General features: G+C 48.4%; 12 protein-coding genes. 11 read left to right on the top strand and 1 reads right to left on the bottom strand.

What is annotated here, in order from left to right; all coding sequences use genetic code 11:
• Window positions 1-3 precede the first annotated feature (3 nt).
• From plsX to ftsY, 5 genes are all read left to right on the top strand, one after another.
• Window positions 4-1,008, top strand: coding sequence for a phosphate acyltransferase PlsX (plsX, locus tag FD01_RS00940; protein ID WP_054713747.1), 1,005 nt, complete (start codon window positions 4-6; stop codon window positions 1,006-1,008).
• A 56-nt stretch (window positions 1,009-1,064) separates the two neighbouring features.
• A complete protein-coding gene (acpP, locus tag FD01_RS00935; RefSeq protein ID WP_054713745.1) occupies window positions 1,065-1,310 on the top strand; it encodes an acyl carrier protein in 246 nt (81 codons plus the stop codon).
• An 862-nt stretch (window positions 1,311-2,172) separates the two neighbouring features.
• Window positions 2,173-2,877 (top strand): ribonuclease III, encoded by a 705-nt coding sequence (rnc, locus tag FD01_RS00930; protein WP_054713743.1) that lies wholly within the window; start codon window positions 2,173-2,175, stop codon window positions 2,875-2,877.
• Between the two features lie 11 nt (window positions 2,878-2,888).
• Entirely contained in the window at window positions 2,889-6,431 is a 3,543-nt protein-coding gene (smc, locus tag FD01_RS00925; RefSeq protein WP_056962295.1) for a chromosome segregation protein SMC, read from the top strand.
• Between the two features lie 9 nt (window positions 6,432-6,440).
• A complete protein-coding gene (gene ftsY, locus FD01_RS00920; RefSeq protein WP_056962294.1) occupies window positions 6,441-7,436 on the top strand; it encodes a signal recognition particle-docking protein FtsY in 996 nt (331 codons plus the stop codon).
• Window positions 7,437-7,651: 215 nt separating this feature from the next.
• Here ftsY and FD01_RS00915 read toward each other — a convergent pair whose 3' ends face one another.
• Window positions 7,652-7,969, bottom strand: a complete 318-nt coding sequence (locus tag FD01_RS00915; protein WP_054713741.1) for a hypothetical protein — start codon at window positions 7,967-7,969, stop codon at window positions 7,652-7,654.
• A 147-nt stretch (window positions 7,970-8,116) separates the two neighbouring features.
• On the opposite strand from FD01_RS00915, the gene FD01_RS00910 reads away from it, so the two are divergent.
• The 6 genes from FD01_RS00910 to trmD all read left to right on the top strand — a co-directional run bounded on the left by FD01_RS00910 (window position 8,117) and on the right by trmD (window position 12,214).
• Complete coding sequence (locus tag FD01_RS00910) at window positions 8,117-8,458, top strand: putative DNA-binding protein (protein WP_054713739.1); 342 nt, start codon at window positions 8,117-8,119, stop codon at window positions 8,456-8,458.
• 338 nt (window positions 8,459-8,796) lie between these two features.
• The gene (gene ffh / locus FD01_RS00905) at window positions 8,797-10,233 is read left to right on the top strand and encodes a signal recognition particle protein (protein ID WP_056962293.1); all 1,437 of its coding nucleotides are present in this window, start codon (window positions 8,797-8,799) and stop codon (window positions 10,231-10,233) included.
• Window positions 10,234-10,334: 101 nt separating this feature from the next.
• Complete coding sequence (gene rpsP, locus FD01_RS00900; RefSeq protein ID WP_054713737.1) at window positions 10,335-10,610, top strand: 30S ribosomal protein S16; 276 nt, start codon at window positions 10,335-10,337, stop codon at window positions 10,608-10,610.
• An 8-nt stretch (window positions 10,611-10,618) separates the two neighbouring features.
• Window positions 10,619-10,873: a KH domain-containing protein gene (locus FD01_RS00895; RefSeq protein ID WP_056962292.1), complete on the top strand. Its 255-nt coding sequence runs from the start codon at window positions 10,619-10,621 to the stop codon at window positions 10,871-10,873.
• A gap of 53 nt (window positions 10,874-10,926) precedes the next feature.
• On the top strand, window positions 10,927-11,445 hold the full coding sequence (gene rimM / locus FD01_RS00890) for a ribosome maturation factor RimM (RefSeq protein ID WP_054713733.1): 519 nt from the start codon (window positions 10,927-10,929) through the stop codon (window positions 11,443-11,445).
• Complete coding sequence (trmD, locus tag FD01_RS00885; protein WP_056962291.1) at window positions 11,435-12,214, top strand: tRNA (guanosine(37)-N1)-methyltransferase TrmD; 780 nt, start codon at window positions 11,435-11,437, stop codon at window positions 12,212-12,214. Before rimM ends, trmD begins: the two co-directional genes overlap by 11 nt.
• Window positions 12,215-12,382 lie beyond the last annotated feature (168 nt).

Here is a 12,382-nt window from a genome sequence, read left to right as displayed (position 1 = left end):
TTCATGAAAATTGCAGTAGATGCCATGGGTGGCGACCACGCCCCGAAAGTGGTGATCGACGGATTATTGCGGGCACGCGATGAATATCCAGATTTGGAATTTATTGTTTACGGGGATGAGGCGCAGGTCAAACCGTTGATTTCAGACGATACGCGCATTACCTTGGTGCATACTAATGAACAAATCGACGGGAACGATGAACCAGTCAAAGCGGTCCGCCGCAAGAAACAAGCGTCGATGGTGCTGTCTGCCCAAGCCGTCAAAAATGGTGAAGCAGATGCGGTATTTTCTTTAGGTTCTACTGGGGCATTGCTGGCGGCTGGCTTATTTATTGTCGGGCGGATCAAAGGTATCGATCGTCCTGGTTTAATGCCGACATTACCTACAGTTGATGGCAAAGGCTTTATCATGTTAGATGTTGGTGCCAATGCAGAAGGCAAGGCCCAACAGCTCCTCAACTACGCGGTGATGGGCGATTTTTACGCCCGGGACTTGCGCGGTTTAAAGAATCCTCGCGTGGCGTTGTTGAACAACGGGAGTGAACCGCATAAAGGGGATACCTTACATCAAGAAACTTATCAGCTGTTGGAAAATCTTGATAGCATCAACTTCATCGGCAATATCGAAGCTGACCAATTGTTAAAAGGCGTCGCTGATGTCGTGGTCACCGATGGCTTTACTGGTAATGCCGCGTTGAAAGCGATCGAAGGCACGGCCAAAACCATTTTGAAATTAGTCAAAGGTGCGATTTATGACACTGGCATCAAAGGCAAGCTCGGTGGTTTGTTGTTGAAAGACGGGATCAAAGGCATTGCCAGCACCTTTGATGTGTCCAGTTATGGTGGCGCGGTGCTGCTCGGCTTGAAAGCCCCAGTGGTCAAAGCCCATGGTGGCGCGGATGCGGATGCCGTCTATTACACGATCAAGCAAATTCATGAAATGGTACAAAATGATACGGTTGGCAAGGTGCAATCGTATTTCGCACGACAAGATGACGACTTGGCATAGACAAGCACGTTAAAGTCGGCTATATTAGATTGCGTGTTAAGAAACGGAGGACCGTCATGACTGAGCAAGAAGTATTCGCAAAAATTTCAGGCCTGATCCAAGACCACTTCCAAACCCCGGAAGACAAGATCACCAATGACCTGAACTTCAAAAAGGATTTGGATGCTGATTCGATCGATATCGTTGAGTTCGTTTTGGAACTTGAAGATACTTTCGGCGCCGAGATCCCAGATGAAGATGCGGAAAACATTGTGACTGTTGGCGACGCTGTGAGTTACGTCATGGCCCATCAAACCAAGTAAACAGTGTAAGTTAGTTGCCGGGACATCCTACCAATGTCCCGGTTTTTATTTGGCCTGATTCAGTCGTTGTGCGGCATTGATCACATTTCATGCCGCCATCTGGCGCCAGTGGTCCAACTCCGTTTCGATAATTTGAGGGTGGTGCCGTGCGGCCGGTTCCAGAGATCAGCACAAACCGCTGATGCTCTTACACCTAAATTTTGAGCCAAGAAAACCACTTGTCTCAAAATTTACCGGTGATATTGCTCGCGAGCCACAAGCCCAGTGTCTCGCGGCCATATCACTTTCACGGCACCACACTCAAATTATCTCCACTACGTTAGACCACTGGCACCAGATGGCTAAGAACCTACTCTGACTACGCGGATACGACATTCAGCATGATCAGCGATGTTGCAACATAAGCGTTTTTAGTTTGTAAGCTAGTGATATCATCGAAGAAAATTTGTGAGCGGAAGCGGCTTGGCAGAACGGAGGAAAACTGGACAATTGCCCGTGGTAGTGAAATCAAGTGAAACGCCGGTTTGTGGCGGTTCGCGCAGATTTTACCGGCAGAATTTGAAACGAAGTGGTTTTCTTCGGTTCAAATTCTAGGCGGAAGAACATCGGCCGGGGTTTGGCCGATTTCTGCAGCCGGCCGCACCGGCAACTTGTCCAGTTTTCCGCAGTGGCGCCAAGCCGCTGGAGCTCACAGATTTTCGGGCCTCAATCGGTATAGCTAACAGGAAGATTAAAGATACACTTAAGTTGCCAGAGACATCGTCGGTCATGCAATATTCATTGAAATCAGGCACAAGTGCAGGTGTTATTTTGGTGTGGCTCTTGTATAATAGACTAGAGAATATAAGGAGGAGTATGGCATATGGTCGCTTCAGAATTTGTATCGGAACTAAGGAATCGCTATGGAATCGAGTTTCATGACCTTTCCATCCTCGATGAAGCATTCACGCATTCTTCCTACGTCAACGAGCATCAAGAGCTCGGACTCAAAGACAACGAACGTCTCGAATTTTTAGGCGATGCGGTGTTAGAGCTGACGGTGAGTGATTATTTATACCGGCACTATCCAGACCTTCCAGAAGGTAAGCTGACGCGGATGCGCGCGGCGATCGTGCAAACCCGCAGTTTTTCAGCGTTTTCTAAAGAAGCGCACTTTGACCAATACATCCGCTTGGGCAAAGGGGAAGAAAATGCTGGCGCTCGCAAGCGCAAGACTTTGTTGGAAGATTTATTTGAAGCCTTCAACGGGGCCTTGTATCTGGATCAAGGGCGCCAATCTGTGATCGAATTTTGTGAGAAAATGATTTTCCCTAAAATTGCGGCAGGCCAATTTGACGCCAACCGAGATCACAAAACCGCTTTGCAAGAATATTTGCAAAAAGACGGCGAAGTGGAAATCGCTTATCATTTGTTGTCTGAATCCGGTCCCGCTCATGCCCGTCAGTTTGAAGTGGATGTGACGGCTGCAGGCACAGTGTTAGGCACTGGGGTCGGCAAAAACAAGAAAGCCGCCGAGCAAGCAGCTGCGCTAGCCGCACTGGAGAAGTTCGACGACAGTGACAAGTAGGACGTGGACGCATGCAGTTAAAAGCATTAACGATCAATGGCTTTAAGTCTTTTGCTGACAAGACGCAAATCGAGTTCGTGCCAGGGCTCACTGGGATCGTGGGTCCCAATGGCTCTGGAAAAAGTAATATTACTGAAGCGATCCGCTGGGCGTTAGGTGAGCAAAGTGCCAAAAGCCTGCGTGGCGAAAAAATGGGTGACATTATTTTTGCCGGAACCGCTAGCCGTCCGCCGTTGAATCGGGCGGAAGTGGTGTTGACGTTTGATAATTCTGATGGGTATTTGGCCAATCAGCCGGCGACAGTTAGTGTGTGTCGCCGGCTTTATCGTGATGGCGAATCAGACTTTTTGATCAATAACCAAGCGGTGCGGCTCAAAGATATTATTGATTTATTTATGGATTCCGGCTTAGGGAAAGAAAGTTTCTCCTTTATTTCCCAAGGCCGCGTCGAAGCCATTTTCAATAGCAAACCAGAAGACCGGCGCGGCATTCTTGAAGAAGCCGCCGGGGTTTTGAAGTACAAACAACAAAAAGCCAAAGCCAATAAACAACTCGCCGAATCCGATGATAACTTGGATCGCGTCAACGATATCATCCATGAACTCCATCACCAATTGGAGCCGTTGGAAGAACAAGCTTCGATCGCCCGCGATTATGAACGGCAAATGGCCGATTATCAAAAAGCACACAAGGCTGTACTGGCGTTAGAAATCAAACAGCTTGCGGCTGAACAAACGGCGACGGCTACTCAAGCCAGCGTCACCACCAAGTTGCTGGCGGGCTTGAAAGAAAAACTCGCGAGCTTAGAAGCACGCTCGGAAACTTTGACCGCTAAAGATGTCGACTTTGATCAACAAGTGGCACATACCAATGACACCTTGTTGGCCGAATCCATGCGCTTGGAGAATTTAACCGGGGAAACGCGGGTATCGTCTGAACGCGCGACGAATGCCCAAGCGACGTTGGCTGACTTACAAGCCCAATTGGATGATGCGACTTTGCAAGCTGCCGAAGCCGAAAAGCAGTTGCAAGTGCTCAACGAAAAACAAGTGGCCCAAGCCAAACAGCTGACCCAAGCGGAAGCAGAGTATGCTGCAGCGCAAAGTGCAGCCAGCGACCCGCAAGCGTTGAACCGCCAGTTAGACGATGATCAAGCCGCTTATATTCGCTTATTGCAACAACAAGCTGACTGTAATAACCAATTAGCCGCTGCAAAAAAAGATCAACAAGTCCAAGCCAGTCAAACTGCAGCGCAATCGACACGCAGTCATGAGCTGACCAAACAAGTCCGCGAGCAACAGGCGACTTGCGACGATTTGGCCAAACAAGTCGATCAGGCTAAAGCTGATTTAGCACAAGCGGAAACAAAACTCGGTGAAACTGCTGAAACTGCCGCACAACTCAAAGTCCAACATGATCAATTGACTGCCGCTTATCAAAAAGCGCTGGGCATTTTTCAGGCGACGAAATCGCGCTTTGAGACCTTAAAAGAACTCAAAGAAGACTACAATGGCTTCTTCGCTGGCGTCAAAGCGGTGTTGCAACATAAAGCGCAACTTAACGGCGTGGTCGGCGCAGTTGCCGAATTGATCACCGTACCGCAACAATACCAACAAGCCTTTGACATTGCCTTAGGTGGGAGTTTACAGTCCATCGTCACGGATGATGAACAAGCAGCCAAGTCAGCGATCAGCTATTTGAAACAAACCCGCGCTGGGCGGGCGACGTTTTTGCCGATTTCGGTGATCAAACCGCGCCGGATCCCGGCTAATGTCTTAAACACCTTACAACAACAACCTGGATTTCTCGGCGTTGGGGTCGACTTGATCCGCTATGCGCCAAAAGTCGCTGACATCATGGCCAACTTAGCTGGCTTATTAGTGGTCGCTGATAACTTGGATCATGGGATCGCGATGGCCAATGCCACCGGCCACCGGTATCGCATTGTCACGCTAGACGGCGATTTGCTCAATGTCGGCGGGTCCATGTCTGGTGGGCAAGTCCGGGCCAAAGGCAGTTCACCGCTAGCGCGCACCCAAGAAGTGCAAACCCTAGCGGCTAACTTGAAAACCATGACCAGTGCTTTGCAAAACAAGCACGACGAAATCCAAGGAATCTCTGATCAGTTGAATGGCGCCAATGAAGCGAAAGTCAAGGCCCAAGCGGCTGTCAACCAACAAGCCGCCGACCTCAAAGCTTTACAAGCCCAACTGACGCCACAGCAAGAGCGCTTGACGGCGTTGTCTCGGCAATTGCAGGCATTAGGTTTGGATGCGCAAGCGACCACCGATTACCATGCCTTGATCGAAAAACTCCAAGGTCAAGCGGAAGCATTGAAGACCCAACTGGTCGATGCGCAAGCGCAAATCGATACCACCAAAGCAGCATTGAATTCTGCCACTACCGCGCAAGCCGATCAACAAGCCCATATCAGCGAACTCAAAGCCCAAGTGGCGGTGCTTAAAAGCGCCCAACAAACCACGGCCAACCAGCTTACCCAATGGCAACAAAGCCGCGATACTGGGATCGACCGGCAACATGCTTTGCAAACGCGGATCAAAAACATTGAAGCCTCAGCTAAAGCTGATTCTGCTTCAAGTACTGATCGCCAGGCGCAAATCAAGCAATTGAAAACTTCGGTGGCCAAACTCAAAAAGCAACAAGCTCAACTATCAGCGGATAAAGCGGAAAATCGCCATGCCTTGAGTTTGGTGTCTGCTGAAATCACCACGGCCAATCGCCAGCGTGATGATGCCCAAGCGCAAGCCTCTCAACAAGCCGTGTCCTTGAATCGCATCAAGTTGAACTTGGACAGTCGTTTGAATACGTTGTCTGAAGATTATCAAATGACTTATGAAGCGGCAATCGAAGACGTGCAAGAAGACGATTCGGCTTTACCAATGCTGAAAAGCCGGGTGAAGTTGTTGAAGCGCGGCTTGGATGATTTAGGGCCAGTCAACCCCAACGCCATTGCCGAATATGACAACATTAAAACCCGTTATGAATTTTTGACCAAGCAACAAGGCGACTTGTTAGCAGCCAAAGCGGATTTGTTGGAAACCATGAATGAGCTCGATGAAGAAGTCAAAACGCGCTTTAAAGCCATGTTTGATGCGACAGATGCTGCTTTCCAAGAAATTTTCCCGAAGATGTTTGGCGGTGGGCATGCGCATTTGAGCTTAACGGATCCTGATGATTTGTTGAACACAGGCCTTGAAATTGAGGCGCAGCCGCCTGGCAAAAAGCTCTCCCATATGTCACTATTGTCTGGTGGGGAGCGGGCGTTGACTGCCATTGTCTTGTTGTTTGCCATTTTACAAGTGCGTCCGGTACCCTTTAGCATTTTGGATGAAGTGGAAGCGGCGCTAGATGATGTCAATGTCAATCGCTTCGGGGAATTCTTGCGACATTATTCCTCTGACACGCAGTTTATTGTGATCACCCACCGCCGCGGCACGATGTTGGCCGCAGACGTGTTGTACGGCGTGACCATGCAAGAGTCTGGCGTCAGCCGCATGATGGCAGTATCATTGGACCAAGCACAAGCAGATTAGGAGGCCCTCATGGGATTATTTGATCGCATTAAAAAGGCGTTTACTGGGGAACCAGAAACGCCAGAAACTGAAAAATATGATGCCGGCTTGGAAAAGTCTCGGACCACATTTTCTGAACGGTTGAATGCTTTATTTGCCAATTTCCGCACTGTCGATGAAGATTTCTTTGATGACCTTGAAGAAATGTTGATCGAAGCCGATGTTGGCTTTCAAACGGCAGTGGATCTGACCGATTCATTGCGGGAAGAAGTAAAGCTTAAAAACGTTAAAAAGCCACAAGAAGTCGCCCAAGTGACCGTCCAAAAATTAGTCGATCTCTACGGTGAAGCCGGCGAGCACGAAGACAACACTTTGCATTATGCAGAAGAAGGGCCGACGGTGTTCTTATTCGTCGGCGTCAACGGTGCCGGCAAAACCACTACAGTTGGTAAACTTGCCCATCAACTTAAAGATGAAGGCAAATCCGTCTTATTAGCCGCTTGTGACACGTTCCGGGCCGGCGCCATCGAACAGCTTCAAGAATGGGGTCGCCGCGATGGTGTGCCAGTAGTGGCCAAAGAAGCCGGGTCTGATCCTGCGAGTGTCGTTTTTGACGCGGTGAAGCAAGCTAAAGCCGATAACGTCGATGTCTTATTAGTCGATACGGCGGGGCGTTTGCAAAACAAAGTCAACTTAATGAAAGAACTCGACAAGATCAAGCGCGTGATCGTGCGCGAATTGCCTGAAGCACCTCAAGAAGTGCTCTTGGTCTTAGATGCCACTACTGGGCAAAATGCGTTGAGTCAAGCCAAACAGTTCAACGAAACCACTGATATTTCTGGGATCGTGTTGACCAAGCTCGACGGTACTGGTAAAGGTGGGATCGTGTTGGCGATTCGCAATGAATTGCACGTCCCAGTGAAGCTTGCAGGTCTTGGTGAAGGTATGGACGACTTACAAGTGTTTGATCCGACTAAATTTGCTTATGGGTTGTTCAAAGGGTTGATCGATGATCCTGAAAAATAATGCGTTGAGGAAGTCGCCTGTCATAGGCGGCTTTTTTTAGTGATCATCGTCAAGTTTTGAAAAGCAACGTCGATACAGCTAGCTACGCATACGACTTCGAGGAAAGTGCGCCTCAAATCCGTATGCTAGGCTACCTGATCGACTAAGTGCGCTTTTCAAAACTCTGGGTACAAAAAAATCCCGCTTGCGACTGAGGCGCAAACGGGAAAAGTTGTTTATGCTGTGGCTTGTTCCTTTGGCGTGCGGCCAAGGATAACTTGCAAGACGATCAACACCACATAAGCGATGATGACGTAAAGCAACCAGTTGCCGGTTTTGACCGTGTCAGTGAACCAGTATTTTTGCCAAGCGGTGTTCGACATGATCCAATAGAAAATGCCAGTCGCGATCAGGCCGAGTGTGTTCAAAATGGCGAAGAACCACAAGTTGCCATTTTCGTGGTTGGAAACATAAATCGCGCTGAAAATCGCGGTCCAAGCCCACCAGCCGCATAAGGCAGCGACAACGCCCCAATAAAGAATGGTTGCGACCATAATAATTCCCTCCAATTCATTTCGCTTTATTTTACCACGAATGAAAGCGCAATACGCTGATTTTGTGAAAAATCTAACGTGAGTCTGAAAAGATTGACGAAACGCCGTCATATCGGTATCCTGTATAGAGTGTACGAGGTAAATTAAATGGAAATCGAAAAAAACAACCGCATGAACTCGCTGTTTGAATTTTACGGCGCGCTTTTAACGGATAAACAACACAGCTATTTGGAGCTGTATTATGGGGATGACTACTCTTTAGGAGAAATCGCCACTGAATTTGATGTGTCCCGCCAAGCGGTTTATGACAACATTCGCCGCACGGAAGCATCACTTGAAGAATATGAAAGCAAGTTGCATTTACTGGCCAACTACCAAGCCCAAAACCAAAGCGTTGACGGTTTAGTGCGCTATGTTCGCGAGCATTACCCAGATGACGAACAGCTCAGCGAATTATTGACGCGGGTTGCCGATCAAGCGGCTCGTTAATGATTATCACTTTTTTTGACATCTCGAATTTTGTGATATTGTCCCCGTTTAATGAATACGGGCGAGCTAATCACTGAGAAAATCGATGGGTGGAGATAAAAAGTGCAGAGGTGGGCTGGACATCAGCCGTGGGATTCTTAGCGGTTTACCGCTTAAAATCCAGCGAGTAGGAGATCCACTTTTGTCATGAGCAAAGCGAATCACAAAAGTTAGCTCCGACGAGCGACATTGCGTTCCATGTCCAGCCCGCCGTCGCACTTTTTATCGGAGCCCATGGATTTTCGGCCCGAAAGGCATTAATCGAATCAATTGAAATTTATTTATGATAGGAGAAAATAATGGCATTTGAAGGTTTATCCGAACGTTTACAAAAAGCGTTCTCCGGCCTGCGCCGTAAAGGCAAAGTGACCGAATCAGACGTCCGCGATTCCATGCGCGAGATCCGTTTAGCGTTATTGGAAGCCGATGTTAACTTCGGTGTGGTCAAAGAATTTGTCAAAAACGTCCGTGAAAAAGCGGTCGGCGCAGAAGTTTTAGAATCCTTATCCCCAGCGCAACAAATTATCAAAATCGTCAATGATGAATTGACGGCAACGATGGGGGAAGCGGCAGTGCCGTTGAACAAGTCCCCACATATCCCAACCATTATCATGATGGTCGGGTTGCAAGGGGCTGGTAAAACCACCACTGTTGGGAAATTATCCAAGCGCTTGATCCAACAAGAAAAAGCGCGGCCATTATTGATCGCAGCCGACGTTTACCGGCCTGCTGCCATCGATCAGTTGCAAGTGGTCGGCAAGTCTGTTGGCGTGCCAGTCTTTGAAATGGGCACAGACACCGATCCGCGTGAAATCGTGCGCCAAGGGTTAGCCCAAGCTGCCTTACAACATAACGATTATGTGATCATCGATACTGCCGGCCGTTTGCAAATCGACGAAAAGTTGATGACTGAACTGGCCGACATCAAAGAAATCGCTCACCCTAACGAAATTTTGCTGGTGGTCGATTCCATGACTGGGCAAGCCGCCACTGATGTCGCCAAGGGCTTTGACGAGCGCTTAGACATCACCGGGGTCGTGTTGACCAAGTTGGATGGCGATACCCGTGGTGGGGCCGCACTGTCCATTCGCAAAGTCACTGGCAAGCCGATTAAGTTCATCGGGCAAGGTGAAAAAATGGATTCGCTGGATGTCTTTTATCCAGATCGCATGGCCAACCGGATCTTAGGCATGGGCGATATGTTGACCTTGATCGACAAGGCCCAACAGAACTTTGATGAAAAACAAGCCACTGAAATGGCTGACAAGATCAAAGAAAACACCTTTGACTTCAATGATTTCTTAGATCAAATGGCCCAAGTGCAAAACATGGGCCCGATGGAAGACATCATGAAGATGATCCCAGGCATGGCCAACAACCCGGCTTTGAAGAACTTCAAAATGGATCCAAAAGACATCGCGCACATGAAAGCCATCGTTTATTCGATGACCCCTGCAGAGCGTGAACAACCAGATTTGTTGAACCCATCTCGGCGTCGGCGTTTGGCAGCCGGGTCAGGGCGGCCAATTGTTGAAGTCAACCGCATGATCAAACAATTCAATGCCTCAAAGAAAATGATGAGCCAAATGTACAAAGGCAATTTCCAAGGCATGGAAGGTTTGATGGGTGGTGGCGTCAAAGGTCGTTTAGGCAAAATGGCAATGAACTCCATGATCAAAAAGCAAAAAAAGAACAAGAAAAAGCGTCTGAAACACGCGAAAAACTTTAAATCCTAGGCATTTTCGGCAAAAATGCTGTTGTAAAGAAAAAACTCTTTACACGCCGCTGAATATTTGCTATTATTTTGAAGTTGAGAAATTTACAGGAGGTGGACTTAATGGCAGTTAAAATTCGTTTAAAGCGGATGGGTTCCAAGCGTAAGCCTTTCTACCGTGTCGTGGTTGCTGATTCTCGCTCCCCACGTGACGGCCGGTTTATCGAATCCGTCGGTTACTACAACCCATTAACCGAACCAGTTGACTTAAAGCTGGATGAAGATTCAATTCTTGATTGGCTCCAAAAAGGCGCACAACCTTCCGATACTGTACGGACCTTGCTTTCAAGCAAAGGTTTGATGCAAAAGTATCACGAAGCGCGCTTCGCTAAGAAATAGGGGACAGCATGGATATCGCGGGGCTCATTCGGGCCATTGTGACACCCTTAGTTGCTCACCCAGAGGCTATTGAGATCCGTCCTCATGAGACGGAAGAATACATGGCCTTCGACTTAACCGTGGCGCCGGACGATGTCGGCCGGGTCATCGGGAAACAAGGTCGCGTGGCGCAAGCTGTGCGCACTATCGTTTACGCCGTTAAGTCGCCATACTCTAAACGAGTACGGTTAAATATCTTGGATGCCAAACAACCAAGTAAATAAAAATTGGGGCCGGCTGATGTCGGTCCTTTTTTTATCACAAAGGAGGAACCACCTTGCCAGAACTTTATCATGTCGGCAATATCGTCAATACCCATGGCATTCGCGGAGAAGTGCGCGTGATCGCCACGACTGATTTTCCGGAAGAGCGCTTTGCCAAAGACGCCAAGCTCGTGATCGACACCACGCCACAAACCAATGTCACGGTTGAATCCAGTCGCAAACACAAAGGATTCACTTTAGTTAAGTTTGTGGGCATGGACAATATCAATGACGTCGAACACTTCAAAGGCCACAGTTTAAATGTGACGAAAGCCGAACAACAAGCCCTTGACGACGGTGAATATTATTATCGCGATATCATCGGCTTGACGGTGATCGACCAACACGATCAAAAGCTCGGGGTGGTGTCTGAAATTTTGAGTCCTGGTGCTAACGACGTGTGGGTGATCCCGCGTCCTGGCAAATCCGACGTGTTGTTGCCTTTCATTAAAAGTGTGGTACTGTCGATTGATGTCGCTTCAAAGATCGCACATGTCGACGTGCCAGAAGGGTTGATCGACGATGAAGATTGATGTGTTGACGCTTTTTCCTGATATGTTTGCACCGATGACGCAAAGCATGATCGGCAAAGCCTTGGATAAAGGCACGGTTGAATTCAATGCCGTGGACTTTCGCCAGTATTCACATGACAAGCACAATCATGTCGATGACACGCCTTATGGTGGCGGGGCGGGCATGTTACTCAAGCCTGAGCCGCTATTTGAGGCCATGGACGACTTGAACGCGCAAACCCCAGGACCGAAGCGGGTGATTCTCTTAGACCCTGCAGGGCGCAAATTTGACCATGTGGCAGCGAAGGAACTTGCGCAAGAAGAGCATTTGGTGTTTATCTGCGGCCATTATGAAGGTTATGACGAACGCATTCGCAGTTTGGTCACCGATGAGTTCTCCTTAGGCGACTTCGTGTTGACTGGTGGAGAGTTGCCAGCGATGATGATGATCGATGCCACGGTGCGTTTTGTGCCAGGCGTATTAGGCAATGCTGAATCTGCAGCCACGGATAGCTTTGAAAATGGCTTGTTGAACTATCCAGAATATACCCGGCCAGCAACTTATCGCGGGATGGATGTGCCAGCCGTGTTGCAAAGCGGGAATCATCAACTGATTGCCAAGTGGCGGTTGAAAGAATCCTTGCGCCGGACATATCAGCGTCGGCCTGATTTGTTGGAGTCCATGGATTTGGACAAAGACGCGCAAAAGTTGTTACGTGAAGTGAAAACTGAGGAACACACTAAAGCCTTGGAAGCCAAGTTAGCTGCTAAGTCATCTGAAAATGATTAATGTAAAACGTCTGATTTTGATCAGGCGTTTTTTCATGGAATCGATGCGATCGTCAATAACAGTTGAAAACGGTTAATAGAAAACAAATCAAAGCATTGACCAATAAATCACAAGTCGGGCACATTTTTGACGCAAAACTGTGTTATACCTGAATTGTGGACTAGACCT

Source organism: Lacticaseibacillus manihotivorans DSM 13343 = JCM 12514 (genome assembly GCF_001435035.1).
Taxonomy (GTDB): domain Bacteria; phylum Bacillota; class Bacilli; order Lactobacillales; family Lactobacillaceae; genus Lacticaseibacillus; species Lacticaseibacillus manihotivorans.
Note: the sequence above shows the minus strand (reverse complement) of the source record. Positions and strands in the feature narration are given on the sequence as shown.

Excerpts from the sequence above, each read along its gene's own strand:
- ftsY (WP_056962294.1), top strand. The coding sequence starts at position 6,441 with ATGGGATTATTTGATCGCATTAAAAAGGCGTTTACTGGGGAACCAGAA.
- smc (WP_056962295.1), top strand. The coding sequence starts at position 2,889 with ATGCAGTTAAAAGCATTAACGATCAATGGCTTTAAGTCTTTTGCTGAC.
- rpsP (WP_054713737.1), top strand. The coding sequence starts at position 10,335 with ATGGCAGTTAAAATTCGTTTAAAGCGGATGGGTTCCAAGCGTAAGCCT.
- rnc (WP_054713743.1), top strand. The coding sequence starts at position 2,173 with ATGGTCGCTTCAGAATTTGTATCGGAACTAAGGAATCGCTATGGAATC.
- FD01_RS00910 (WP_054713739.1), top strand. The coding sequence starts at position 8,117 with ATGGAAATCGAAAAAAACAACCGCATGAACTCGCTGTTTGAATTTTAC.
- FD01_RS00915 (WP_054713741.1), bottom strand. The coding sequence starts at position 7,969 with ATGGTCGCAACCATTCTTTATTGGGGCGTTGTCGCTGCCTTATGCGGC.
- FD01_RS00895 (WP_056962292.1), top strand. The coding sequence starts at position 10,619 with ATGGATATCGCGGGGCTCATTCGGGCCATTGTGACACCCTTAGTTGCT.
- acpP (WP_054713745.1), top strand. The coding sequence starts at position 1,065 with ATGACTGAGCAAGAAGTATTCGCAAAAATTTCAGGCCTGATCCAAGAC.
- plsX (WP_054713747.1), top strand. The coding sequence starts at position 4 with ATGAAAATTGCAGTAGATGCCATGGGTGGCGACCACGCCCCGAAAGTG.
- ffh (WP_056962293.1), top strand. The coding sequence starts at position 8,797 with ATGGCATTTGAAGGTTTATCCGAACGTTTACAAAAAGCGTTCTCCGGC.
- trmD (WP_056962291.1), top strand. The coding sequence starts at position 11,435 with ATGAAGATTGATGTGTTGACGCTTTTTCCTGATATGTTTGCACCGATG.